Below are 24,949 nucleotides of genomic sequence, written 5' to 3'. Positions count from 1 at the left end.
ATCATGTCCAATCTCAACTTCAGCAGTCCTCGTGAAGCGGCCCGGGCGTTTACCCCAAAGCTGTCGCAATTCGTTGACTCGACGCTGTATCCGCAGATCTGGAGCGATCCGGCATTGTCCCCACGCGACCGCAGCCTGATCACGGTGGCCGCATTGATTGCCGGTGGTCACTCTGAAGAGTTGCCCGCGCATCTGCGACGGGCGCTGAGCAACGGGGTGACCCATGACGAAATCGCCGCCGCGATCACTCACCTGGCGTTCTACGTAGGCTTTCCAGGCGCCATTACCGCCTCTGCTATCGCTAATGCCACGTTTACCGAACCGGAGAAGAACTGATCATGAAAGCCATCAGCATCAGAGCATTCGGCGCGGCGGACGTACTTGAACTGGCAGATGCTCCCAATCCACAACTGCGCCCAACCGACTTGCTGGTACGTGTCTATGCCGCTGGCGTGAACCGTGCGGACCTGACACATCGAACGGGTGGCTACGGCCATCCGAATTTCGGTGACTCGCTGATCATCGGGCTGGAGATCGCCGGTGAGGTGATTGGCAAAGGTGATTTGGTCGCGGGTTTCGAGGTTGGAGATCGAGTGATGGGGGTCGTCGGAGGTGGGGCCTATGCCGAGCTTGCGCGTATCGATTACCGCATGGCCATGCATATCCCTGCGCAGCTGGACTATGTGCATGCCGCGGCTATTCCCGAGGTCTTCGTCACGGCCCATGAAGCGATGATGCACCTGGCTCGGCTCAAGTCCGGCGACTCGGTATTGATCCACGCCGCCGCAGGCGGTGTGGGATCTGCCGCCGTTCAACTGGCCTACGCCACCGGGGCGTCGGTGTATGCGACAACCGAGGGCAGCAAGCTGGCGCGTGTCGAGCATTTAGGCGCGGATATTGCCATTGATTACAAGACGCAGGATTTTGCTGAAGTCATCGCAGCCAAAACCAATGGTCGAGGAGTTGATGTCGTCATCGATTTCATTGGCGAGCCCTACTTTGCACGCAACATCGCTTCTCTCGCTCATGGCGGCCGACTTGTTCAGGTCGGTATCCTGGGCGGAGGCGGTAAGGTGAGCGTAGAACTGGAACACATTCTTTACCGTCACTTGCAAATCATCGGTACAGTCATGAAGTCGCGTACACAGCCGGAGAAGCACGACATGATCAAGCGCTTTCGCGAGTATTGGCTTGATCGCTTCGATGGCGCTGGAAGTTTGGAGCCGGTCGTCGACAGTACTTTCCCGCTGTCACGCGCGGCCGATGCCCATCGCCGAATGGAGTCGTCTGAAAACGTTGGAAAAATCATCCTGACGATGCAGCCTGCGGACTTGGTTTAAGTGCGAGGGCTAAAGAGGGTGGCATAGAGGCTTCGTTGGCACAAATATGCGGGCACCGTCACCCTTGATGCTGGCGTTCTGATGGGGATTTGGCCGGATTACAGGTAATCCATCTGCTGTTCCAAATCACTGAGTTTTTTGCAAAAAAAAGAGCTGCCAATGGGCAGCTCCTTTGTACCGTTAAAATCAATCCCAGCTCAACGCACCGCCAGTCTGGTACTCGATCACACGGGTCTCAAAGAAATTTTTCTCTTTCTTCAAGTCCATGATCTCGCTCATCCATGGGAACGGGTTAGTCGTCCCTGGATACTCTTCCTTCAAACCGATCTGCGACAGACGACGGTTAGCGATGAACTTGAGGTAGTCTTCCATCATCGCCGCGTTCATGCCGAGTACACCGCGTGGCATGGTGTCGCGCGCGTATTCGATCTCCAGTTGGGTCCCTTGCAGGATCATCTGGGTCGCTTCTTCCTTCATCTCGGCGTCCCACAGGTGTGGGTTTTCGATTTTGATCTGGTTGATCACGTCGATGCCGAAGTTCAGGTGCATCGACTCGTCGCGCAGGATGTACTGGAACTGCTCGGCCACGCCGGTCATTTTGTTGCGGCGGCCCATGGAGAGGATCTGGGTGAAGCCGCAATAGAAGAAGATGCCTTCCAGTACGCAGTAGTAGGCCACCAGGTTGCGCAGCAGTTCTTTGTCGGTGTCGACGGTGCCGGTTTCGAATTTCGGGTCGGAGATGGAGCGCGTGTATTTCAGGCCCCAGGCGGCTTTTTCGCGACCGATGGGATCTCGTGGTACATGTTGAAGATCTCGCCTTCATCCATGGCCAGCGATTCGATGCAGTACTGATAGGCGTGGGTGTGGATCGCCTCTTCGAAGGCCTGGCGCAGGATGTACTGGCGGCACTCCGGGTTGGTGATCAGGCGGTACACGGCCAGGACCAGGTTGTTGGCGACCAGCGAGTCGGCGGTGGAGAAGAAACCGAGGTTGCGCATGACGATGCGACGCTCGTCGTCGGTCAGGCCTTCGGGGTTTTTCCACAGCGCGATGTCGGCGGTCATGTTGACCTCTTGCGGCATCCAGTGGTTGGCGCAGCCGTCGAGGTATTTCTGCCAGGCCCAGTCGTACTTGAAGGGCACGAGTTGGTTGAGGTCGGCGCGGCAGTTGATCATGCGCTTTTCGTCGACAGCGACGCGGGCGGAGGCGCCTTCGAGCTCGGCGAGGCCTTCGGCGATGTCGAGTTTGTCGAGGGCAGCCTTGGCGCGGATGATCGCGGCGGAGTCGTTGGCGGTGACGGCGCGGGCTTCGATGGCGGCAGCGGCGCCGGCACCGTCGAGGCGGTCCATGTTGGCTTCGGTGGCGTGGCCGGCGTTGGCGCCTTTGACGGCGACTTCGCCGTCTTCTTCTTTGTCGAATTCGTCCCAGCTCAGCATGACGTGTCGTCTCCTGCGTGAGGGCTCGAAGGTGCCCGTGTGAAACCGGATGGTTGGGGGTTCACACGGCCCTCGGGCCGCGGTGGATCTTAAGGAATCGTTTGTTGCAACAGCTAGCGCAGGCATTAAACGCAATGGGGTGAACGGGTGCTCTGCGTGAGGCTTGAGGGGCGGAGCGATAGATGCATGCTCCTGCGGAGGCCTCAGGTCGGCTCTTCATCCCAGTGTAAAGGGATATTGCAGGCCCGATTTACCCGCGCATTATAGGGAAAAAAACGGCTTTGTGTTGTGGCAGATGCGCTCGGATTGCTGACAAAACGCCTGGTATTCGAGCCAGAGCGAGGGTTTACAGGGGGTTGGTGCAGGAGGATTTTTTTGACGGACGGTGGGCTATTTATTGCGGGGGCTGGCGAGGTTTTTTGAGCGGGGGAGTGGGAGGCGGGTTTTTGGCCGCAAGAACAATTTCTTGCGGCGAATAAGATCACGGTCAATGTGAACTAACGAAGTTGTTATCCGTTAGAGCAACCGTTACCCATCACATGGTAGTTAAGAATGTGGCGCTGACCTTTGGAGTCTTCATATTCCATTTTTACCGGTACGACTTCGCATACATCTGGAATGGTGCTCATGGAGACTACTTTGGCGACGTCCAGGTGAGTGCTGTAGGTGTAGTCTTCAACAATCGGAGCGTTCTGGCCGGCTACGTCAGTCGGGGCTTCCTCGGCCAGGGCGGCGGTGGCGCACAAGCTGCTGAGGGCCATAACTAATAAAGCTTTCATTTCTCTTTTTACCTTCTTCAGTGCGAAAGGGGTCACGGGGCCCTTTGGAGGCCTCGTGTGTAACTTAGGGGTGTTTACTTCGGATTAACGTGCCTTCGTGGGGGCTGTTACGTTGTTAATCTGGTTGCCTTGTTGGCGGAGTCGATTTTAGGCCTGCGGGTTATATTCATATACCCGTGCTTTTGATAAACACTATTGGTGGTTTTTGTAATAATCCCCCCTCGCAGGTTTTTTTACGTGTCCGCCAAGCGCCGCAGGCTACGGGCCAGAGGGGGGAAGGAGATAACAGAGCAATTTGTAGGGTCTTGTTACTACCATCGTCGAATGGTTCTATAGGCTGACCCCGGCTACAACTGGGGTCATACAAAAACAACTATTTCACCGAGGTAAGAAAGATGAGTGCGGCTTCCCTGTACCCCGTTCGCCCCGAAACAGTAGCCAACACGCTGACTGACGAGGCGACCTACAAGGCCATGTACCAGCAGTCGGTGGTCAACCCCGATGGTTTCTGGCGTGAGCAAGCCAAGCGTCTTGACTGGATCAAGCCTTTCACCACGGTGAAGCAGACCTCATTCGACGATCACCATGTCGACATCAAGTGGTTTGCCGATGGCACCTTGAACGTTTCCTACAACTGCCTGGACCGTCACCTCGCCGAGCGCGGCGACCAGGCGGCGATCATCTGGGAGGGCGATGACCCTGCCGACAGCCGCACCATCACCTACCGCGAGTTGCACGAACAAGTCTGCAAGTTCGCCAACGCCCTGCGTGGCCAGGACATACACCGCGGCGACGTGGTGACTATTTATATGCCGATGATCCCCGAAGCTGCGGTCGCCATGCTGGCCTGTGCCCGCATCGGTGCGATCCACTCGGTGGTGTTTGGCGGTTTCTCGCCGGAGGCCTTGGCCGGTCGCATCATCGACTGTAAGTCGAAAGTGGTGATCACCGCCGACGAAGGTGTGCGCGCCGGTAAGAAGATTCCGTTGAAGGCCAACGTCGACGACGCTCTGACCAACCCGGAAACCAACAGCGTCCAGAAAGTCATCGTGTGCAAGCGCACCAGTGGCAGTATCAAGTGGAACCAGCATCGCGACATCTGGTACGAAGACCTGATGAAAGTGGCGGGCACCGTGTGCGCGCCGAAAGAGATGGGCGCCGAAGAAGCGCTGTTCATCCTTTATACCTCCGGTTCCACCGGCAAGCCTAAAGGCGTGCAGCACACCACTGGCGGCTACTTGTTGTATGCGGCCCTGACCCATGAGCGCGTGTTCGACTACCGCCCGGGCGAAATCTTCTGGTGTACCGCCGACGTCGGCTGGATCACCGGCCACACCTATATCGTCTACGGGCCACTGGCCAATGGCGCGACCACGCTGATGTTCGAAGGCGTGCCTAACTACCCGGACATCACTCGGGTGGGCAAGATCGTCGACAAGCACAAGGTCAATGTTCTCTACACCGCGCCGACGGCGATCCGCGCGATGATGGCTTCCGGCACCGCCGCCTGCGAAGGCGTTGATGGCAGCAGCTTGCGCCTACTGGGTTCGGTGGGTGAGCCGATCAACCCGGAAGCGTGGGACTGGTACTACAAGAACGTCGGCCAATCCCGTTGCCCGATCGTCGATACCTGGTGGCAGACCGAGACCGGCGCCACCCTGATGAGCCCGCTGCCGGGCGCCCATGCGCTCAAGCCAGGTTCGGCGGCACGGCCGTTCTTCGGCGTGGTGCCGGCCTTGGTGGATAACCTGGGCAACATCATCGAAGGCCCTGCCGAAGGCAACCTGGTGATCCTCGATTCGTGGCCAGGCCAGGCCCGTACCCTGTACGGCGACCATGACCGTTTCGTCGATACCTACTTCAAGACCTTCCGGGGCATGTACTTCACCGGTGACGGCGCCCGTCGCGATGAAGATGGCTACTGGTGGATCACCGGCCGTGTGGATGACGTGTTGAACGTGTCCGGCCACCGTATGGGGACCGCCGAGATCGAAAGCGCCATGGTCGCCCACCCGAAAGTCGCCGAAGCGGCGGTGGTGGGTGTGCCGCACGACATCAAAGGCCAGGGCATCTATGTGTATGTCACCCTGAAAAATGGTGAAGAGCCGACCGAAGCGCTGCGCCTGGAACTGAAGAACTGGGTGCGCAAGGAAATCGGGCCGATCGCTTCGCCGGACGTGATCCAGTGGGCACCGGGCTTGCCGAAGACGCGGTCGGGCAAAATCATGCGACGTATCCTGCGCAAGATTGCCACGGCTGAGTACGATGGCTTGGGCGATATCTCCACCCTGGCCGACCCAAGTGTGGTGGCGCATTTGATTGAGACCCACAAGACCATGAACGTCGCGTAAGACGGGTAGGTGGGACAGAGCCCCATTCGGCGTGAGCCGGGTGGGGCTTTTTTGTGGTCTCTCAAAGCCACTGAAGATCCCATGTGGGAGGGGGCTTGCCCCCGATAGCGGTCTTCAGCCAACTGATCAGTGACTGATCCACCGCCATCGGGGGCAAGCCCCCTCCCACATGGACCTGCATAACCCCAGGCCAATAAATATCGACTTCTTCGTTAGGGCGTTTCTGAATGTTACCGAGCGGCGCAAATGTGTAACCCTTCGCCCGAACATGAGGCAAAGTGCTACGGGTTTGCACCGAAAAGCCGCGTTTTAGACAGCTCCCAGTATTAGATTAAACGCCAGACTTGCCGTGCTAGAAGGGTTTGCGAATAATAGGCCCGCTATTTGCAGTATCAACAGGTTTAATATCTTTTGTCTCTGCATAAAAAACAGGGGCTGTCAATGTGCTGGAACCGCTTTCTCGGTGCTTCTGTAAATTGTTGTCGCATTGAGGAAATATCGGCTTCCGGCCTGTCGTTAGAATGCCGATCACTCGCTCGTCGTCGCCGCTGTTGAATCGGCGTAGGACGCAGCACCGCTATTCGGTTTCACTCAGTCGCATCGTGGGCCATGGCTCATACTGCTGTTTTGCCCTATACCGATGGAGTCCCAAGATGAAGAAACTCGTGCTGTTGGGCGCCCTGGCGCTGTCCGTGCTGTCCATGCAGGCTTTCGCTGAAGGCAAGCCTCTGAAAATTGGTATCGAAGCGGCGTACCCTCCGTTTGCCTCGAAGGCGCCGGATGGCAACATCGTCGGTTTTGACTACGACATCGGCAACGCTCTGTGCGAAGAGATGAAGGTCAAGTGTACTTGGGTCGAGCAAGAGTTCGACGGCCTGATCCCCGCGCTGAAAGTGCGCAAGATCGACGCGATCCTGTCGTCCATGTCCATCACCGACGACCGCAAGAAGTCCGTGGACTTCACCAACCGCTACTACCTGACCCCGGCGCGCCTGGTGTTGAAGGAAGGCACGACCGTCAGCGACAGCCTGGATGAGTTGAAAGGCAAGAAGATCGGCGTGCAGCGCGGTTCGATCCACGACCGTTTCGCCAAGGAAGTACTGGCGCCTAAAGGTGCCACGGTTGTTCCTTACAGCTCGCAGAACGAAATCTACCTGGACGTGGAAGCCGGTCGCCTCGACGGCACCGTGGCTGACGCCACCCTGTTGCAGGAAGGTTTCCTCGATACGGCTGCGGGTAAAGGCTACGCGTTCACCGGCCCAGCCTTTACCGATAGCAAATACTTCGGCGATGGCATCGGTATCGCGGTACGTAAAGGCGACAAGGAAAACCTGGACCGCATCAACGCTGCGATCGCTGCGATTCGTGCCAACGGCAAGTACAAGGCTATCCAGGACAAGTACTTCAACTTCGATATTTACGGCCCAGACGCCAAGTAAATCGTCGCAGCGGTCTGTCCAGAATGGCGCAAGCAACAGAATTCCTGAGGTTTGCGCCATTTTTTCATCCCCCTTTTCGAGGACCTGAATCATGTTGAAAGGCTACGGGGCCGTCATCCTCGATGGCGCATGGTTGACGCTTCAGCTCGCCTTGTCGTCCATGGCCTTGGCCATCGTTCTGGGTCTGATCGGGGTCGCGTTACGCCTGTCGCCGGTGCGCTGGTTGGCCTGGCTGGGTGACTTGTACTCCACGGTGATCCGTGGGATTCCCGACCTGGTGCTGATCCTGCTGATTTTCTACGGCGGTCAGGACCTGCTCAACCGCGTCGCGCCGATGCTTGGCTATGACGACTATATCGACTTGAACCCCTTGGCCGCCGGTATCGGCACCCTGGGTTTCATCTTTGGCGCCTACCTGTCGGAAACCTTCCGCGGCGCCTTCATGGCCATCCCCAAGGGCCAGGCCGAAGCCGGCCTGGCGTATGGCATGAGCCCTTTCCAGGTGTTTTTCCGGGTGATGGTGCCGCAGATGATCCGGCTGGCGATCCCCGGGTTTACCAACAACTGGCTGGTCCTGACCAAGGCCACCGCGCTGATTTCGGTGGTGGGCCTGCAAGACATGATGTTCAAGGCCAAGCAGGCGGCGGATGCCACCCGCGAGCCTTTTACCTTCTTCCTCGCAGTGGCGGCGATGTACCTGGTGATCACCAGCGTATCGTTGCTGGCCTTGCGTCATCTTGAGAAGCGCTACTCGGTAGGCGTAAGGGCGGCTGATCTATGATCTTCGACTACAACGTCATCTGGGACGCCATGCCGCTGTACCTCGGCGGCTTGCTGACCACCCTGAAACTGCTCGCCATCTCGCTGTTCTTCGGCCTGCTCGCCGCCTTGCCCCTGGGCTTGATGCGGGTGTCCAAGCAGCCGATCGTCAACGGCGCGGCCTGGCTCTACACCTATGTGATCCGCGGCACACCGATGCTGGTGCAGCTGTTCTTGATCTACTACGGCCTGGCCCAGTTCCAGGCGGTGCGCGAGAGCTTCCTGTGGCCGCTGTTGTCCAGCGCCACGTTCTGCGCGTGCCTGGCCTTTGCGATCAACACCAGCGCCTACACCGCCGAAATCATCGCCGGGAGCCTCAAGGCCACCCCCAACGGCGAGATCGAAGCGGCCAAGGCCATGGGCATGTCGCGCTACAAGCTGTACCGCCGCATCCTGCTGCCATCGGCCCTGCGCCGGGCGCTGCCGCAGTACAGCAACGAAGTGATCATGATGCTGCAGACCACCAGCCTGGCATCCATCGTCACCCTGATCGACATCACCGGTGCCGCGCGCACGGTGAACGCACAGTTCTACCTGCCGTTCGAAGCCTATATCACCGCCGGCGCGTTCTACCTGTGCCTGACCTTCATCCTGGTGCGCCTGTTCAAGTTGGCCGAGCGCCGCTGGCTGAGCTACCTGGCTCCACGGAAGCACTGATATGGAACGTATCGATCACCTGTTGCCCTGGGGCCACCTGGGTTGCGAGCGTCAACTGAGCGTGTTTCGTTTCGGCAGCGGCGAGCGCAAGGCCTACATCCAGGCCAGCCTGCACGCCGATGAGCTGCCGGGGATGCGTGCCGCGTGGGAGCTGAAAAAGCGCCTGACCGAACTGGAACAGCAAGGCGCGCTCAACGGCGTGATCGAGTTGGTGCCGGTGGCCAACCCGATGGGCCTGGGCCAACTGTTGCAAGGCAGCCATCAAGGGCGTTTCGAGATTGGCAGCGGCAAGAATTTCAACCGCGATTTCGTCGAGTTGAGCGAGCCGCTGATCGCACAACTGCACGGCAAGCTCGGCGATGATCCCCATGCCAACGTGCGCGTGATCCGCCAGGCGATGCACGATACGCTCGACGCGCTGCCCGCGCCGGCCAGCCAGTTGCAAGGCATGCAGCGGGTGCTGCTGAGCCACGCCTGCAGCGCGGACATCGTCCTCGACCTGCATTGCGACGCCGAAGCTGCGCTGCACATGTACGCGCTGCCCCAGCATTGGCCGCAGTGGCGGTCGCTGTCGGCGCATTTGAACGTGAAAGTCGGGCTGCTGGCGGAAGACTCCGGCGGCAGCTCGTTCGATGAAGCCTGCTCGCTGCCCTGGCTGCGTGTGTCGCGGGCGTTCCCCGAGGCGCAGATTCCGCTGGCGTGCCTGGCGACCACCCTGGAACTGGGCGGCCAGGCCGATACCGGCCGCGACGAAGCGATCTTCCACGCCGAAGGCATCCTCGCGTTCCTCGCCGAGCAGGGCCTGATTAAAGGTGAGTGGCCGGCGCCACGTCACGAACCCTGCGAAGGCGTGCCCTTCGAAGGCACTGAATTGCTGTTTGCACCCCACGCCGGCGTGATCAGTTACCTGCGTAAAGCCGGTGACTGGGTGGACGCCGGCGAGCCGGTTTTTGAAGTGATCGACCCTCTGGAAGACCGCGTGAGCATCATCTGCGCCGGCACTTCGGGGGTGCTGTTTGCCGTTGAACGGCTACGTTATGCCCAAGCGGGTTTCTGGCTGGCCAAGGTGGCGGGGCGCGAAGCGCTGCGTCACGGGCGCTTGCTCAACGACTGACCACCTGTTTTTGTGAGAACCGACCGCATGTACAAGCTTGAAGTCCAAGACCTGCATAAACGCTATGGCAGTCATGAAGTGCTCAAAGGCGTGTCCCTGGCCGCCGCGGCCGGTGATGTGATCAGCATCATCGGTTCCAGCGGTTCGGGCAAAAGTACCTTTTTGCGCTGCATCAACCTGCTGGAGCAGCCCCACGCCGGCAAGATCCTGCTCAATAACGAAGAGCTGAAACTGGTGGCCGGCAAAGACGGCGCCCTGCGCGCCGCCGACCCGAAACAGCTGCAACGCATGCGTTCGCGCCTGTCCATGGTGTTCCAGCATTTCAACCTGTGGTCGCACATGACCGCGCTGGAAAACGTGATGGAAGCCCCGGTGCATGTGTTGGGCATGTCGAAAAAGGACGCGCGGGAAAAGGCCGAGCACTACCTGGCCAAAGTCGGCGTGGGCCATCGTAAGGATGCGTTCCCCGGCCATATGTCCGGTGGCGAGCAACAGCGCGTGGCGATTGCCCGTGCGCTGGCGATGGAGCCGGAGGTGATGCTGTTCGACGAACCCACCTCGGCGCTGGACCCGGAGTTGGTCGGCGAAGTGTTGAAAGTGATGCAGGACCTGGCCCAGGAAGGCCGCACCATGGTGGTGGTGACCCACGAAATGGGCTTTGCCCGTGAAGTGTCCAACCAGCTGGTATTCCTGCACAAAGGCATCGTCGAAGAACGCGGCAACCCGCGCGAAGTGCTGGTCAATCCCCAGTCCGAGCGGCTTCAGCAGTTCCTCTCCGGCAGCTTGAAGTAGCCACTCCTTTTATGTGGGAGGGGGCTTGCCCCCGATAGCAGTCTGTCAGTTGATACATCTGGTGACTGATACACCGCTATCGGGGGCAAGTCGAATCGTCGCACCGCCCCTCCCACATTGGATGTTCATCGTTTTTGAGATTTGTGTTCGTTTACGGGCTAGCATTGGCCCACGGCTTCTTTCACTGTTTTTGCTTCGGATAGCCCTCCATGACTGCCCATCGAATTGGTTTCCTGATTTGGCCCAGCACAAAAGCACTGACGCTTGCGCTGGCTGAGGAGGCCTTGCGCGTTGCTCAGCGGGTGCATCCGGAGGTGGTCTATGAACTGTCGTTTCTGCAGGCCGAACCGCAGACCGATGGCGCCTGGCAACTGCCCGGCGGGCCGTGGGCCGGCAAGCTCGAAGGCTTCCAGAAACTGTTCCTGCTGGCCGACGAACCACCCACCGCGATCGCTTCGCAGCTCAGCACCGCGCTCAAGCAGCTGGTGCGCGCCGGGTGTGTGATCGGCGGCTTGTCGGCCGGTGTCTACCCGCTGGCTCATCTCGGTCTGCTCGACGGCTACCGCGCCGCCGTGCATTGGCGCTGGCAGGACGATTTTGCCGAGCGCTTCCCCAAGGTCATCGCCACCAGCCATCTGTTCGACTGGGACCGCGATCGCCTGACCGCCTGTGGCGGCATGTCGGTACTCGATCTGTTGCTGGCGGTGCTGGCCCGTGATCACGGCGCCGAGCTGGCCGGTGCGGTGTCCGAGGAACTGGTGGTGGAACGCATCCGCGAAGGCGGCGAGCGCCAGCGCATCCCTCTGCAAAACCGCCTGGGCTCGAGCCATCCGAAGCTGACCCAGGCGGTGCTGTTGATGGAGGCCAACATCGAAGAACCGCTGACCACCGACGAAATCGCCCAGCATGTCTGCGTGTCGCGACGACAACTGGAACGCATCTTCAAGCAATACCTCAATCGCGTCCCCAGCCAGTATTACCTGGAACTGCGCCTGAACAAGGCCCGCCAGATGCTGATGCAAACCAGCAAGTCGATCATCCAGATCGGCCTGTCCTGCGGCTTCTCCTCGGGGCCGCACTTCTCCAGCGCCTACCGCAATTTCTTCGGCGCCACCCCCCGCGAAGACCGCAACCAGCGACGCAGCAGCAGCCCGTTCGAGTTGTCGTCGGTGCCGTCCGAACGCGGTTGATCTCACCCGCGCGATCCCGGCGGTAGATAGATAGCCGACCGCCGGCCAAGTTACGCCTATCCTGCTCGACCACCTGCCGCTGTGCCCCGGTAGCGTTTAAACTGCGCCATTGCGATGCTATTTGTCGCATTGGCGTAAACCCGCCAAAATCGCGGGTTGGCGCTATAAGAAGTTGTCGCTTGGCGGCAAGGCCGCGCTGAAAACTGTCCTTACAATCCCTGCATCGCCCGCCAGTTCCAGGCAGGCGTTCCTCTTCAGGAGACTCCGATGTCCGTTGAGCAAGCCCCGGTGCAACGTGCCGATTTCGACCAGGTCATGGTGCCCAATTACGCACCTGCCGCATTCATCCCCGTGCGCGGCGCAGGTTCGCGCGTGTGGGACCAGGCGGGTCGCGAGCTGATCGACTTTGCCGGCGGCATCGCGGTCAATGTTTTGGGCCATGCCCACCCGGCGCTGGTCGGTGCGTTGACCGAACAGGCCCACAAGCTGTGGCACGTCTCCAACGTCTTCACCAATGAGCCGGCCCTGCGCCTGGCCCACAAGTTGATCGACGCCACTTTTGCCGAGCGTGTGTTCTTCTGCAACTCCGGCGCCGAAGCCAACGAGGCTGCGTTCAAGCTGGCCCGTCGCGTGGCGTTCGACCGCTTCGGCAGCGAGAAATACGAGATCATCGCCGCCCTCAACAGCTTCCACGGCCGTACCCTGTTCACCGTCAACGTCGGTGGCCAGTCGAAGTACTCCGACGGCTTCGGGCCGAAGATCACCGGCATCACCCATGTGCCGTTCAATGACCTGGCCGCGCTGAAAGCCGCCGTGTCGGACAAGACCTGCGCCGTGGTGCTGGAACCGGTGCAAGGCGAGGGCGGCGTGCTGCCGGCCGAGCTGGCCTACCTGCAAGGCGCCCGCGAACTGTGCGACGCCCACGACGCGCTGCTGGTGTTCGACGAAGTGCAGACCGGCATGGGCCGCAGCGGCCACCTGTTCGCCTACCAGCACTACGGTGTGGTGCCGGACATTCTCACCAGTGCCAAGAGCCTGGGCGGCGGTTTCCCGATTGCCGCGATGCTCACCACGGAAGCCTTGGCCAAGCACTTGGTGGTCGGCACCCACGGCACCACCTACGGCGGCAACCCGCTGGCGTGTGCGGTGGCGGGGGCGGTGATCGATGTGATCAACACGCCTGAAGTGCTGGCCGGCGTCAACGCCAAGCACGACCTGTTCAAGGCCCGCCTGGAACAGATCGGCAAACAATACGGGATCTTCAGCGAAGTGCGCGGCCTCGGCCTGCTGCTCGGTTGCGTGTTGAGCGACGCCTGGAAAGGCAAGGCCAAGGACGTGTTCAACGCGGCCGAGAAAGAAAACCTGATGATCCTGCAAGCCGGCCCCGACGTGGTGCGTTTCGCGCCGAGCCTGGTGGTGGAGGATGCGGACATCAATGAAGGCCTGGACCGTTTTGAGCGTGCTGTTAAAACACTGACCCAAGCCTGATACACATTTATCTGTCGGACTGTGTCGAATGTGGGAGGGGGCTTGCCCCCGATAGCGGTGTATCAGTCACCAGATGTATCAACTGACAGACTGCTATCGGGGGCAAGTCGAATCGTCGCACCGCCCCTCCCACATTGGATATGTGTTGTTCCTGACCCGTCCGGTACTTTTTCCTATGAGTTTTTCGAGTTAAGGAGTGACACCATGCTGGTGATGCGCCCCGCGCAAATGGCTGATCTGGGCGAGGTACAGCGTCTGGCTGCGGACAGCCCGATTGGTGTCACCTCCTTGCCGGACGATGTGGAGCGCCTGAGCGACAAGATCGCCGCCAGCGAAGCGTCCTTCGCGGCCGAGGTCAGTTTCAACGGTGAAGAAAGCTATTTCTTCGTGCTCGAAGACACCGAGACCGGCAAGCTGGTCGGCTGCTCGGCCATCGTCGCCTCGGCCGGCTACTCGGAACCGTTCTACAGCTTCCGTAACGAGACCTTCGTCCACGCCTCTCGCGAGCTGAAGATCCACAACAAGATCCACGTGCTTTCCCAGTGCCACGACCTCACCGGCAACAGCCTGCTCACCAGCTTCTACGTGGTGCCGGAGCTGGTCGGTTCGCCGTGGTCGGAACTCAATTCCCGCGGCCGCCTGTTGTTCGTCGCCAGCCATCCCGAGCGCTTCGCCGACTCGGTGGTGACCGAGATTGTCGGCTACAGCGACGAGAACGGTGATTCGCCGTTCTGGGACGCCATCGGGCGCAACTTCTTCGACCTCAACTACGCCGCCGCCGAGCGCCTGTGCGGGCTGAAAAGCCGCACGTTCCTCGCCGAGCTGATGCCGCACTACCCGATCTACGTGCCGCTGCTGCCGGACGAAGCCCAGGAAGCCATGGGCCAGGTGCATCCGCGTGCGCAGATCACCTTCGACATCCTCATGCGCGAAGGCTTCGAGACCGATCACTACATTGACATCTTCGACGGCGGCCCGACGCTGCACGCACGGGTCTCGGGCATTCGCTCGATCGCCCAGAGCCGCGTGGTGCCGGTGAAGATCGGCGAGAGGGTCAAGGGTGTCGGCCGCCAGTACCTGGTGAGCAACGCGCAGTTGCAAGATTACCGCGCGGTGCTGCTGGAGCTGGACTACGCGCCCGGCAAACCGGTGACCCTGGACCTGGAAGCGGCCGAAGCCCTGGGCGTCGGCGAAGGTGCCAGCGTGCGTTTGGTTGCGGTTTAACGCAGAGTTTTGCGGGTGGCCTGAACGGGCGGCCCGCCTGAGGAGATAGCATGATCGTTCGTCCCGTACGCAGCAGCGATTTACCGGCCCTGATTGATCTGGCGCGCAGCACCGGCACCGGCCTGACCACCTTGCCGGCCAACGAAGAGCGCCTGACCCACCGGGTCGGCTGGGCCGAAAAAACCTTCCGCGGCGAAGCCGGGCGCGGGGATGCCGACTACCTGTTCGTGCTGGAAAACGACGAAGGCCGCGTGGTGGGGATTTCCGCCATCGCCGGCGCCGTCGGCCTGCGCGAGCCCTGGTACAACTTCCGGGTCGGTCTCACCGTCAGCGCCTCCCAGGAGCTGAATATCTACCGTGAGATCCCGACGCTGTTCCTGGCCAACGACCTCACCGGCAACTCCGAACTGTGTTCGTTGTTCCTGCACGCCGATTACCGCAACGGCCTCAACGGCCGCATGCTGGCCAAGGCGCGCCTGCTGTTTATCGCGGAGTTCCCGCAGTTGTTCGGCAACAAGATCATCGCCGAGATGCGCGGCGTGTCCAATGAAGCCGGGCGTTCGCCGTTCTGGGAAAGCCTGGGCCGACACTTCTTCAAGATGGAATTCAGCCAGGCCGATTACCTCACCGGCGTGGGCAACAAAGCCTTTATCGCCGAGTTGATGCCGAAATTTCCGCTGTACAGCTGCTTCCTGTCCGAGGATGCGCGCAACGTGATCGGCAAGGTCCACCCGGATACCGAGCCGGCGCTGAGCATGCTCAAGAGCGAAGGGTTCAGCTACCAGGGCTATGTCGACATTTTTGACGCCGGCCCGGCGGTGGAATGTGAGACCAGCAAGATCCGTGCGGTGCGCGACAGCCAGTCGCTGGTGTTGGCCATCGGCACGCCAGGCGACGACGCCACGCCGTTCCTGATCCATAACCGCAAGCGCGAAGAGTGCCGCATCACCGCCGCACCGGCCCGCCTGGCGGCAGGCACGCTGGTGGTCGATCCGTTGACCGCCAAGCGCCTGCAGCTGGTGGTGGGCGATCAAGTGCGTGCCGTACCGTTGTCTGCTGCTCGGGAGTCGAAATAATGAATTCGCTGTATATCGCAGGTAGCTGGCTGGCTGGCCAGGGTGAGCTGTTCGAATCGCGCAACCCGGTGACCCAGCACGTGCTGTGGGCCGGCAATGGCGCCAGCGCCGAACAGGTCGAATCCGCCGTGCAGGCGGCGCGCCAGGCGTTTCCGGCGTGGGCCCGGCGCTCGTTGGAAGAGCGCATCGGCGTGCTCGAAGCCTTCGCCAATACCTTGAAAAGCCGCGCCGATGAAATCGCCCGCTGCATCGGCGAAGAAACCGGCAAGCCCCTGTGGGAATCGGCCACCGAAGTCACCAGCATGGCCAACAAGATCGCGATCTCGGTGCAAAGCTACCGCGAGCGTACCGGCGAGAAGAGCGGCCCGCTGGGCGACGCCACCGCCGTGCTGCGCCACAAGCCCCACGGCGTGGTGGCGGTGTTTGGTCCTTACAACTTCCCCGGCCACCTGCCCAATGGGCATATCGTCCCGGCGTTGCTGGCGGGCAATACCGTGTTGTTCAAACCCAGCGAGTTGACCCCGAAAGTCGCCGAGCTGACCGTGCAATGCTGGATCGAAGCCGGCCTGCCGGCGGGCGTGTTGAACCTGCTGCAAGGTGCGCGGGAAACCGGGATCGCCCTGGCGGCCAACCCGGGTATCGACGGGCTGTTCTTCACCGGCTCCAGCCGCACTGGCAACCACCTGCACCAGCAGTTCTCCGGGCGCCCGGACAAGATCCTGGCCCTGGAAATGGGCGGTAACAACCCGCTGGTGGTGGATCAAGTGGCCGACGTGGATGCGGCGGTCTACACCATCATCCAATCGGCGTTTATCTCGGCCGGCCAGCGTTGCACCTGTGCCCGTCGCTTGCTGGTGCCCGAAGGCGCCTGGGGCGATGCACTGCTGGCGCGGCTGGTGGCGGTCAGCGCGACGATTGCGGTCGGTGCGTTCGACCAGCAACCGGCGCCGTTCATGGGCTCGGTGATTTCCCTGGCGGCCGCGAAAGCCTTGATGGACGCCCAGGAACTGCTGTTGGCCAACGGCGCCGTGGCGCTGCTGGAAATGACCCAGCCGCAGGCTCAGGCCGCGTTGTTGACCCCGGGCATCATTGACGTGACCGAAGTGAGCGAGCGCGCCGATGAGGAGCTGTTCGGCCCGCTGTTGCAGGTGATCCGCTACGCTGATTTCGCCGCGGCGATTGCCGAGGCCAACAACACCCAATATGGCCTGGCCGCCGGTTTGTTGTCGGACTCCGAAGCGCGCTACCAGCAATTCTGGCTGGAAAGCCGCGCCGGGATCGTCAACTGGAACAAACAACTGACCGGCGCCGCCAGTACCGCGCCGTTCGGTGGTGTCGGGGCTTCGGGCAACCATCGCGCCAGCGCCTATTACGCAGCGGATTATTGCGCGTACCCGGTGGCGTCCCTGGAGACCCCGAGCCTGGTGCTGCCAGCCACACTCACCCCCGGCATTACACTGATCTAAAGGTGGGAGGGGGCTTGCCCCCGATAGCGGTGGATCAGTCACCTGATTCATCAACTGGCAGACTGCTATCGGGGGCAAGCCCCCTCCCACATTAGGTCGGTGGTGTATTCAAGTCATTAGATGCCTATAAAAACAGATGTTCGTGGAGCCTCGCCGATGAAATCCTATGAAGTCAATTTTGACGGTCTAGTGGGGCCGACCCATAACTACGGCGGTTTGTCCTACGGCAACGTCGCGTCCCAGAGCAACAGCCAGCAAGCTTCCAACCCCAAGGAAGCGGCGTTGCAGGGCCTGCAGAAAATGAAAGCGCTGATGGACATGGGCTTTGTGCAAGGCGTGCTGGCGCCGCAGGAACGCCCGGACGTGGCTGCCTTGCGCAACCTCGGCTTCAGCGGCAGCGATGCCCAGGTCATCCAGCACGCGGCCAAGCACGCCATGCCATTGCTGGTCGCCAGTTGCTCGGCGTCGAGCATGTGGGTGGCCAACGCCGCCACCGTCAGCCCGAGCGCCGACACGGCGGATGGCCGCGTGCATTTCACCGCCGCCAACCTCAACTGCAAATACCACCGCAGCATCGAACACCCGACCACCAGCCGCGTATTGGGGGCGATGTTTGCCGATGCGAAACACTTCGCCCACCACGCCGCGTTGCCGGCGGTGGCGCAGTTCGGCGACGAAGGCGCGGCCAACCACACACGTTTCTGCCGTGACTATGGCGAGGCCGGCGTGCAGTTTTTCGTGTTCGGCCGCAGCGCGTTCGACACCCGTTACCCGGCGCCGCAGAAGTACCCGGCGCGCCAGACCCTCGAAGCCTCCCAGGCCGTCGCCCGCCTGCACGGCCTGAACGATGACGGCGTGGTCTTCGCCCAGCAGAACCCGGCGGTGATCGATGCCGGCGTGTTCCATAACGACGTGATCGCGGTGGGCAATGGCGAAATGCTGTTCTATCACGAGGACGCGTTCCTCAACACCGAGACGATGCTTGCCGAGTTGCAGGCCAAGTTGGGCAAACTGGGCGGCAACTTCCAGTCGGTGTGCGTGCCGCGTGCCCAGGTCAGCGTCGAAGACGCGGTGCGTTCCTACCTGTTCAACAGCCAATTGTTGACCCGCGCCGACGGCTCGATGCTGTTGATCGTGCCGGAAGAGTGCCGGGCCAACGCACGTGTCTGGCAGTATCTGCAAGGTCTGACCGCTGCCGGTGGTTTGATCCGCGAGGTCAAGGTCTTCGACCTCAAGCAAAGCATGCAGAACGGCGGCGGCCCGGCGTGCCTGCGTTTGCGCGTGGCGTTGAACGAAACCGAGCTGGCGGCGGTGAACCCAGGGGTTATCATGACCGCGCCGCTGTATGAAACGCTGACCCAGTGGGTCGACAAGCACTACCGCGACAGCCTGCGCGAAAGCGACCTGGCTGACCCGCAATTGCTGCTTGAATGCCGGACGGCATTGGATGAACTGACGCAAATCCTTAAACTGGGCGCGGTATATCCTTTCCAGATCAATTAACGCCACACGGCCGAGAGCTATTTATGAGCACCGATACCCTGCAACTGATCCTTGAAGACACCGACGGCACCCAGCTGCAAACCTCCTGCACCCGCGTTGCCGTGATCTGGCAGGGCAAGGAAGTCTGGATTCAGCACGACGGCCGTGGCCAACTGCTGATCGGTGTGGACGTGGAAGAAGGCGACGCCGAGTACGCCAACCTGCTGATGCGCCCACTGGCCACCAACCTGATGAGCCTGCAACTGGAAATGGAACCGGCCGACGTTGAGGGTGATGACGACGATCACGTCCACGGCCCAGGCTGCAACCACTAAGGAAGCTGCTTATGCTCGCCCTCGGCAAACTCCTTGAACTGACCCTCGCCGGTCGTGAACCGGCGCAAAAAATTCAACTGACTGTCGACGGCGTGCAGATGCGCTGGCTCAGCGAAGGCGCGCTTGAAGTGCGCCCGCCGCAAGCGCGGGACAACGGCAGCGATGTGCTGCTGTCGTCCGGCATCCACGGCAACGAGACCGCGCCGATCGAATTGCTCGACCGCCTGTTGCATGGCATCGCCCGTGGGCAGATCAAACCCCGCACCCGTATTCTGTTCCTGTTCGGCAACCCCGAGGCCATGCGCCGCGGCGAGCGTTACCTCGAACTGGACGTCAACCGGCTGTTCAACGGCCGTCACGAAAAAAATATCGGCCCTGAAGCCATGCGCGCCGCCGAGCTGGAACAATTGGCCCGCAGCTTCTTCAGCCTGCCTGGCCGCTCGCGCCTGCATTACGACCTGCACACCGCCATTCGCGGTTCGAAGGTCGAGCAGTTCGCCCTCTACCCGTGGAAGGACGGGCGCCAGCATTCGCGCCACGAACTGGCCCGCTTGCGCGCCGCCGGTATGCAGGCGGTGCTGCTGCAGAACAAAGCTTCGATCACCTTCTCCGCCTTTACCTATGAGCAACTGGGCGCCGAGGCCTTTACCCTGGAATTGGGCAAGGCGCGGCCATTCGGGCAGAACCAGGATGTGGACGTGTCGCGCCTGGAAACCCGGCTGACGCAGATCATCGAAGGTACCGAGCCGGACACTGGCAGCCTGGATGGCCTGCAGCTGTTTGCCGTGTCCCGCGAAGTCATCAAGCACAGCGATGCATTCCTGTTGCACCTGCCGGCGGACGTGGAAAACTTTTCGCCGTTGGCCCAGGGCTATCTGCTCGCCGAAGACGTCGCCAAGACCCGCTGGGTGATCGAGGAGGAGGGCGCACGCATCATCTTCCCGAACCCGAAGGTGAAGAATGGCTTGCGCGCAGGGATATTGATTGTGCCGACCACGGACGCCGGGCTGGCATAGATCTCAGCCTTAACCGGATCCAAATGTGGGAGGGGGCTTGCCCCCGATTGCGGTGTAACTGTCAGAAAATTTTTAACTGACAGACCGCTATCGGGGGCAAGCCCCCTCCCACATTGGTGTTGCGGTGTTGCTTAAACTGCTACCGCACGCGGCTCGCTGCGGCGGATCGCACGCACCTTGTGCAAGGTGTCGGCACAGGTACGCGCCGCTTCCTGGCCTTTGTGTACGAAGTGATCATGGAAGAAGGCGTGGTGCTCGCTGCCGGCGTGGAAGTGGTGCGGGGTCAGAGACACCGAGAACACCGGCACTTCGGTTTCCAGCTGAACCTGCATCAGGCCGCTGACCACCGATTGGGCGACGAATTCATGGCGGTAGATGCCGCCGTCCACCACCAGGGCCGCGGCGACGATGCCGGCGTAACGGCCGGTCTTGGCCAGCAGCTTGGCGTGCAGGGGCATTTCAAAGGCGCCGCCGACTTCGAAGAAATCAATGTCCGATTCCTGGTAACCCAGGGCGATCATTTCGCTGAGGAAGCCTTTGCGCGATTGGTCGACAATATCCTTGTGCCAGCAGGCCTGGATAAACGCGACGCGCTCGCCGTGATGGTTTTTGCTTTTGCTGTCGATTGCGGTGGGTTGCATGTTCTGACTCCTGTTTAAGAAAAAAACAGGGCGTTATGAATCGAATGGGATTTAAGGGTACGAACAGCTGGGTCATGCAGGCATGAACTCAGCGCGCGGCCCTTTTGCGCCAATCCCGTTCTCTCTTCATCCGGACTATGACCGTCGGCCCCGGGATCACACCGGGTCTGCTGACCTTGTCGCCGTCCTGCCGGAGCAGTTCGAGGCGCCAAGCGCTCGCGGGCTATGCACATTGCGCGCAATTACCGCCGGTGGGGAATTGCACCCCGCCCTGAGAACGTTGCCGCCAGAACCCTGGCGGCGGAGAGTTTTTAACATGGTTTTTCAGAAACTGCACGATTGCCGTATCGATAGCCTATATCGGTTTGTTTGATTGATATTCGATTGACGCAGCATAGGGCTTGATATTCCGTGGCTTTACCCGCAGTAATCATCAGTACGAAAAAACGCCCAACCCATCAGAGGCCAGTTTGATGACCGTGATAGACCTGCGCAGCGACACCGTGACCCAGCCCACCCCCGGCATGCTCGATGCGATGGCCAGCGCCGTCAGCGGCGATGACGTGTATGGCGAAGACCCTAGCGTCAATCGCCTGGAGGCCGAACTGGCCAAGCGCCTGGGGTTCGCCGCGGCGTTGTTCGTGCCCACCGGCACCATGAGCAACCTGCTGGCGTTGATGGCCCACTGTGAGCGTGGCGAGGAATACATCGTCGGTCAGCAGGCCCACACCTATAAGTACGAAGGCGGCGGCGCGGCGGTGCTGGGTTCGATCCAACCGCAACCACTGGAAGTGCAGGCGGACGGTTCCCTGGACCTGGATCAGGTGCTGGAAGCGATCAAGCCCGATGATTTCCACTTCGCCCGCACCCGCCTGTTGGCGCTGGAGAACACCATGCAGGGCAAGGTGCTGCCGCTGGAGTACCTGGCCAGGGCACGTGCGTTTACCCGTGAACATGGCCTGGCCCTGCACCTGGACGGCGCGCGGCTCTACAACGCGGCGGTCAGGCTCGACGTGGACGCGCGGGAGATCACCCAGCATTTCGATTCGGTGTCGGTGTGCCTGTCCAAGGGCCTGGGCGCGCCGATTGGCTCGGTGTTGTGCGGCTCCACGGCGCTGATCGCCAAGGCGCGGCGTTTGCGCAAGATGGTCGGCGGCGGCATGCGCCAGGCCGGTTCCCTGGCGGCGGCGGGGCTGTATGCCCTTGACCATCAGGTGCAGCGCCTGGCCGACGACCACGCCAACGCCCAATGGCTGGGGGATGAACTGCGCAAGGCCGGGTATGCGGTGGAGCCGGTGCAGACCAACATGGTCTACGTGCAGCTCGGCGACCGGGCGCAGGCCCTGAAGACGTTTGCCGCCGAGCGCGGCATCAAGTTGAGCGCCGCACCGCGCCTGCGCATGGTCACGCACCTGGACGTGAGTCGTGCGCAGATCGAGCAAGTGGTGCAGGCATTCGTCGAGTTTTCTCGGAAATGACCGTGCAGACTGTCTAATTGACTGTTTCTATCACATAAACACGCTGTACCACCGGCAAAGGGCCGATATAATGCGGCCCTTTGCCGTCGCTCCGTCTGATGATGTTGCGCACTGGCCTTTGGCCTCAGACTCCGTGGAAGAACCTAATGAAAAGCGCAGAAATCCGTGAAGCCTTCCTTCGCTTCTTCGAAGAGCAAGGCCACACCCGTGTCGCCTCCAGCTCCTTGATCCCAGGCAATGACCCCACCCTGCTGTTCACCAACGCGGGGATGAACCAGTTCAAGGACTGCTTCCTGGGCCAGGAAAAGCGCGCCTATACCCGCGCGGTCAGCAGCCAGAAATGCGTGCGCGCCGGTGGCAAGCACAACGACCTGGAAAACGTCGGCTACACCGCCCGTCACCACACGTTTTTCGAAATGCTCGGCAACTTCAGCTTTGGCGACTATTTCAAGAAAGACGCGATCAACTTCGCCTGGACCTTCCTCACTGGCGTGCTGAAACTGCCGAAGGAAAAGCTCTGGGTCACCGTCTACGCCAGCGATGACGAAGCCTACGACATCTGGACCCAGCAAGTCGGCGTGCCGCCTGAGCGCATGGTGCGTATCGGCGACAACAAGGGCGCGCCTTACGCCTCCGACAACTTCTGGACCATGGGCGACACCGGCCCGTGCGGCCCATGCACCGAGATTTTCTACGATCACGGCGCCGATATCTGGGGCGGCCCACCGGGTTCGCCGGAAGAAGACGGCGACCGTTACATCGAGATCTGGAACAACGTGTTCATGCAGTTCAACCGCACCGCCGATGGCGTGTTGCACCCGCTGCCGGCACCGTCGGTGGATACCGGCATGGGCCTGGAGCGGATCAGTGCGGTGATGCAGCACGTTCACTCCAACTACGAGATCGACCTGTTCCAGAGCCTGCTGGCCGCTGCGGCCAAGGCTATCGGTTGTGCCAATGAAGACCAGGCATCGCTCAAAGTGGTGGCTGACCACATCCGTTCCTGCGGTTTCCTGATTGCCGACGGCGTGCTGCCGTCCAATGAAGGCCGCGGCTACGTGCTGCGCCGTATCATCCGTCGCGCCTGCCGCCACGGTAACAAGCTGGGCGCCAACGGCAGCTTCTTCTACCAGATCGTCGCGGCGCTGGTCGCCGAGATGGGCGCAGCCTTCCCGGAACTCACCCAGAACCAGGCGCACATCGAGCGCGTGCTCAAGGCCGAAGAAGAGCAGTTCGCCAAGACCCTGGAACAGGGCCTGAAAATCCTCGAGCAAGACCTCGCCGGCCTGCAGGGCAGCGTGGTGCCGGGCGATGTGGTGTTCAAACTCTACGACACCTACGGTTTCCCGATGGACCTGACCGGCGACATCGCCCGTGAGCGCAACCTGACCCTCGACGAGGAAGGTTTCGAACGCGAGATGGAAGCCCAGCGCGTGCGTGCCCGTTCCGCCAGTTCCTTCGGCATGGACTACAACAGCCTGGTCAAGGTTGACGTGGCCACCGAGTTCACCGGCTATACGGCCACCCACGGTTCGGCCAAAGTGATCGCGCTGTATAAAGACGGCCAGTCGGTCGACGTCCTGAATGAAGGCGATGACGGCGTGGTGGTCCTGGACCGGACGCCGTTCTATGCCGAATCCGGTGGCCAGATCGGCGACTGCGGTTTCCTCAAGGCGTCTTCCGGTCGTTTCGATGTGCGTGATACCACCAAGACCGGCGGCGCATTCCTGCACCACGGCGTATTGGCGTCGGGCAGCCTGATCGTCGGTTCGCCGGTGGACGCCCAGGTGGACGCCGACGTGCGCCACGCCACTGCGCTGAACCACTCGGCCACCCACTTGCTGCACGCGGCACTGCGCCAGGTGTTGGGCGAGCACGTCCAGCAGAAGGGTTCGTTGGTCGACAGCCAGCGCCTGCGTTTCGACTTCAGCCACTTCGAAGCGATCAAGCCTGCGCAGATCAAGGCCCTGGAAGACATCGTCAACGCCCAGGTGCGCAAGAACACCGCGGTGGAAACCGAGGAAACCGACATCGAGACCGCCAAGGCCAAGGGCGCGATGGCGCTGTTCGGCGAGAAATACGGCGACAACGTGCGCGTCCTGAGCATGGGCGGCAACTTCTCGGTGGAACTGTGCGGTGGGATCCACGCCAACCGTACCGGCGACATCGGCCTGCTGAAAATCATCAGCGAAGGCGGTGTGGCGTCCGGTGTGCGTCGTATTGAAGCGGTAACCGGTGCTGCGGCCCTGGCCTACCTCAATGCGGGTGAAGAACAACTCAAGGAAGCGGCCAGCCTGGTCAAGGGCAGCCGTGACAATCTGATCGACAAACTGTCCGCCGTGCTGGAACGCAACCGTGCGCTGGAGAAACAGCTGGAACAGTTGCAGGCCAAGGCGGCCAGCGCGGCAGGCGACGATCTGTCGGCTTCCGCCCAGGACGTCAAGGGCGTGAACGTCCTGGCGGCGCGCCTGGACGGCCAGGACGGCAAGGCGTTGTTGGCCTTGGTCGATCAGTTGAAGAACAAGCTCGGCCGCGCAGTGATCCTGCTCGGCAGTGTCCATGAGGATAAGGTCGTTCTGGTTGCCGGTGTAACCAAAGACCTGACTGGCCAACTCAAAGCCGGTGATTTGATGAAACAAGCCGCTGCGGCAGTGGGCGGGAAGGGCGGTGGTCGTCCGGACATGGCACAAGGCGGTGGTGTAGACGCCGGTGCCCTGGACGCGGCCCTGGCCCTGACCGTGCCGTTTGTCGAGGCTGGCATTTAAGGCGCTGTGAATGAGCCCGTGGTCTAGTCGCGGGCTCGCTCGGTTGCTGGAAGATTGGTTT

The 24,949-nt window shown here is 61.1% G+C and carries 20 protein-coding genes, 1 pseudogene and 1 riboswitch; of the genes and pseudogenes, 18 read left to right on the top strand and 3 right to left on the bottom strand.

The features are described 5' to 3' along the window. Positions 1–3 precede the first annotated feature (3 nt). Positions 4–336, top strand: coding sequence for a carboxymuconolactone decarboxylase family protein (locus RGV59_RS29400; RefSeq protein ID WP_017847243.1), 333 nt, complete (start codon positions 4–6; stop codon positions 334–336). A 2-nt stretch (positions 337–338) separates the two neighbouring features. Further along, positions 339–1,340: an NAD(P)H-quinone oxidoreductase gene (locus RGV59_RS29395; protein ID WP_126585405.1), complete on the top strand. Its 1,002-nt coding sequence runs from the start codon at positions 339–341 to the stop codon at positions 1,338–1,340. A 186-nt stretch (positions 1,341–1,526) separates the two neighbouring features. Here RGV59_RS29395 and RGV59_RS29390 read toward each other — a convergent pair. Next, a pseudogene (locus tag RGV59_RS29390) lies at positions 1,527–2,776 on the bottom strand (ribonucleotide-diphosphate reductase subunit beta). A gap of 509 nt (positions 2,777–3,285) precedes the next feature. Continuing rightward, positions 3,286–3,555 carry a DUF2790 domain-containing protein gene (locus RGV59_RS29385; RefSeq protein WP_017849219.1) on the bottom strand — a complete coding sequence of 90 codons (270 nt, stop codon included), beginning with the start codon at positions 3,553–3,555 and terminating at the stop codon, positions 3,286–3,288. Positions 3,556–3,950: 395 nt separating this feature from the next. On the opposite strand from RGV59_RS29385, the gene acs reads away from it, so the two are divergent. From acs to astE, 14 genes are all read left to right on the top strand, one after another. Then, positions 3,951–5,906: an acetate--CoA ligase gene (acs, locus tag RGV59_RS29380; protein WP_017849218.1), complete on the top strand. Its 1,956-nt coding sequence runs from the start codon at positions 3,951–3,953 to the stop codon at positions 5,904–5,906. 653 nt (positions 5,907–6,559) lie between these two features. After that, positions 6,560–7,345, top strand: coding sequence for an ABC transporter substrate-binding protein (locus tag RGV59_RS29375; RefSeq protein ID WP_126587253.1), 786 nt, complete (start codon positions 6,560–6,562; stop codon positions 7,343–7,345). A gap of 91 nt (positions 7,346–7,436) precedes the next feature. Continuing rightward, on the top strand, positions 7,437–8,126 hold the full coding sequence (locus RGV59_RS29370) for an ABC transporter permease (protein WP_010566615.1): 690 nt from the start codon (positions 7,437–7,439) through the stop codon (positions 8,124–8,126). After that, on the top strand, positions 8,123–8,821 hold the full coding sequence (locus RGV59_RS29365) for an ABC transporter permease (protein ID WP_017849216.1): 699 nt from the start codon (positions 8,123–8,125) through the stop codon (positions 8,819–8,821). Before RGV59_RS29370 ends, RGV59_RS29365 begins: the two co-directional genes overlap by 4 nt. 1 nt (position 8,822) lies before the next feature. Continuing rightward, positions 8,823–9,935, top strand: coding sequence for a succinylglutamate desuccinylase/aspartoacylase family protein (locus tag RGV59_RS29360; protein WP_126587254.1), 1,113 nt, complete (start codon positions 8,823–8,825; stop codon positions 9,933–9,935). A 27-nt stretch (positions 9,936–9,962) separates the two neighbouring features. Then, positions 9,963–10,727 (top strand): ABC transporter ATP-binding protein, encoded by a 765-nt coding sequence (locus RGV59_RS29355; RefSeq protein ID WP_017849214.1) that lies wholly within the window; start codon positions 9,963–9,965, stop codon positions 10,725–10,727. Between the two features lie 209 nt (positions 10,728–10,936). Beyond that, positions 10,937–11,917, top strand: a complete 981-nt coding sequence (locus RGV59_RS29350) for a GlxA family transcriptional regulator (protein WP_017849213.1) — start codon at positions 10,937–10,939, stop codon at positions 11,915–11,917. Positions 11,918–12,184: 267 nt separating this feature from the next. Then, on the top strand, positions 12,185–13,405 hold the full coding sequence (locus RGV59_RS29345; RefSeq protein ID WP_046382325.1) for an aspartate aminotransferase family protein: 1,221 nt from the start codon (positions 12,185–12,187) through the stop codon (positions 13,403–13,405). Positions 13,406–13,609: 204 nt separating this feature from the next. After that, positions 13,610–14,629 carry an arginine/ornithine succinyltransferase subunit alpha gene (aruF, locus tag RGV59_RS29340; RefSeq protein WP_017849211.1) on the top strand — a complete coding sequence of 340 codons (1,020 nt, stop codon included), beginning with the start codon at positions 13,610–13,612 and terminating at the stop codon, positions 14,627–14,629. Positions 14,630–14,679: 50 nt separating this feature from the next. Continuing rightward, a complete protein-coding gene (gene astA, locus RGV59_RS29335; RefSeq protein ID WP_017849210.1) occupies positions 14,680–15,705 on the top strand; it encodes an arginine N-succinyltransferase in 1,026 nt (341 codons plus the stop codon). Further along, complete coding sequence (astD, locus tag RGV59_RS29330; protein WP_162231510.1) at positions 15,702–17,171, top strand: succinylglutamate-semialdehyde dehydrogenase; 1,470 nt, start codon at positions 15,702–15,704, stop codon at positions 17,169–17,171. Before astA ends, astD begins: the two co-directional genes overlap by 4 nt. Positions 17,172–17,327: 156 nt before the next feature. After that, positions 17,328–18,674 (top strand): N-succinylarginine dihydrolase, encoded by a 1,347-nt coding sequence (astB, locus tag RGV59_RS29325; RefSeq protein ID WP_126587255.1) that lies wholly within the window; start codon positions 17,328–17,330, stop codon positions 18,672–18,674. Positions 18,675–18,697: 23 nt separating this feature from the next. After that, positions 18,698–18,988 carry a hypothetical protein gene (locus RGV59_RS29320; protein WP_017849207.1) on the top strand — a complete coding sequence of 97 codons (291 nt, stop codon included), beginning with the start codon at positions 18,698–18,700 and terminating at the stop codon, positions 18,986–18,988. A gap of 11 nt (positions 18,989–18,999) precedes the next feature. Continuing rightward, positions 19,000–20,004: a succinylglutamate desuccinylase gene (astE, locus tag RGV59_RS29315; protein ID WP_017849206.1), complete on the top strand. Its 1,005-nt coding sequence runs from the start codon at positions 19,000–19,002 to the stop codon at positions 20,002–20,004. 131 nt (positions 20,005–20,135) lie between these two features. Here astE and RGV59_RS29310 read toward each other — a convergent pair whose 3' ends face one another. Next, entirely contained in the window at positions 20,136–20,645 is a 510-nt protein-coding gene (locus RGV59_RS29310) for a 6,7-dimethyl-8-ribityllumazine synthase (RefSeq protein ID WP_017849205.1), read from the bottom strand. 113 nt (positions 20,646–20,758) lie between these two features. After that, positions 20,759–20,928, bottom strand: a riboswitch (FMN riboswitch). Positions 20,929–21,118: 190 nt separating this feature from the next. Here RGV59_RS29310 and ltaE point away from each other — a divergent pair. Both ltaE and alaS read left to right on the top strand, forming a co-directional pair. Further along, a complete protein-coding gene (gene ltaE, locus RGV59_RS29305; RefSeq protein ID WP_079444548.1) occupies positions 21,119–22,123 on the top strand; it encodes a low-specificity L-threonine aldolase in 1,005 nt (334 codons plus the stop codon). 146 nt (positions 22,124–22,269) lie between these two features. After that, positions 22,270–24,888, top strand: coding sequence for an alanine--tRNA ligase (gene alaS, locus RGV59_RS29300; RefSeq protein WP_046382329.1), 2,619 nt, complete (start codon positions 22,270–22,272; stop codon positions 24,886–24,888). Positions 24,889–24,949: the final 61 nt, after the last annotated feature.

Origin of the sequence: Pseudomonas sp. FG1 (assembly GCF_034313875.1) — a bacterium.
Classification (GTDB): Bacteria; Pseudomonadota; Gammaproteobacteria; order Pseudomonadales; family Pseudomonadaceae; genus Aquipseudomonas; species Aquipseudomonas veronii.
Note: the sequence above shows the minus strand (reverse complement) of the source record. Positions and strands in the feature narration are given on the sequence as shown.

Coding starts and splice junctions, on each gene's coding strand:
- RGV59_RS29355 (WP_017849214.1), top strand. CDS start 9,963: ATGTACAAGCTTGAAGTCCAAGACCTGCATAAACGCTATGGCAGTCAT.
- astE (WP_017849206.1), top strand. CDS start 19,000: ATGCTCGCCCTCGGCAAACTCCTTGAACTGACCCTCGCCGGTCGTGAA.
- RGV59_RS29370 (WP_010566615.1), top strand. CDS start 7,437: ATGTTGAAAGGCTACGGGGCCGTCATCCTCGATGGCGCATGGTTGACG.
- RGV59_RS29310 (WP_017849205.1), bottom strand. CDS start 20,645: ATGCAACCCACCGCAATCGACAGCAAAAGCAAAAACCATCACGGCGAG.
- RGV59_RS29345 (WP_046382325.1), top strand. CDS start 12,185: ATGTCCGTTGAGCAAGCCCCGGTGCAACGTGCCGATTTCGACCAGGTC.
- astA (WP_017849210.1), top strand. CDS start 14,680: ATGATCGTTCGTCCCGTACGCAGCAGCGATTTACCGGCCCTGATTGAT.
- RGV59_RS29320 (WP_017849207.1), top strand. CDS start 18,698: ATGAGCACCGATACCCTGCAACTGATCCTTGAAGACACCGACGGCACC.
- RGV59_RS29385 (WP_017849219.1), bottom strand. CDS start 3,555: ATGAAAGCTTTATTAGTTATGGCCCTCAGCAGCTTGTGCGCCACCGCC.
- RGV59_RS29360 (WP_126587254.1), top strand. CDS start 8,823: ATGGAACGTATCGATCACCTGTTGCCCTGGGGCCACCTGGGTTGCGAG.
- RGV59_RS29375 (WP_126587253.1), top strand. CDS start 6,560: ATGAAGAAACTCGTGCTGTTGGGCGCCCTGGCGCTGTCCGTGCTGTCC.
- astB (WP_126587255.1), top strand. CDS start 17,328: ATGAAATCCTATGAAGTCAATTTTGACGGTCTAGTGGGGCCGACCCAT.
- acs (WP_017849218.1), top strand. CDS start 3,951: ATGAGTGCGGCTTCCCTGTACCCCGTTCGCCCCGAAACAGTAGCCAAC.
- alaS (WP_046382329.1), top strand. CDS start 22,270: ATGAAAAGCGCAGAAATCCGTGAAGCCTTCCTTCGCTTCTTCGAAGAG.
- aruF (WP_017849211.1), top strand. CDS start 13,610: ATGCTGGTGATGCGCCCCGCGCAAATGGCTGATCTGGGCGAGGTACAG.
- RGV59_RS29395 (WP_126585405.1), top strand. CDS start 339: ATGAAAGCCATCAGCATCAGAGCATTCGGCGCGGCGGACGTACTTGAA.
- RGV59_RS29365 (WP_017849216.1), top strand. CDS start 8,123: ATGATCTTCGACTACAACGTCATCTGGGACGCCATGCCGCTGTACCTC.
- RGV59_RS29350 (WP_017849213.1), top strand. CDS start 10,937: ATGACTGCCCATCGAATTGGTTTCCTGATTTGGCCCAGCACAAAAGCA.
- RGV59_RS29400 (WP_017847243.1), top strand. CDS start 4: ATGTCCAATCTCAACTTCAGCAGTCCTCGTGAAGCGGCCCGGGCGTTT.
- ltaE (WP_079444548.1), top strand. CDS start 21,119: ATGACCGTGATAGACCTGCGCAGCGACACCGTGACCCAGCCCACCCCC.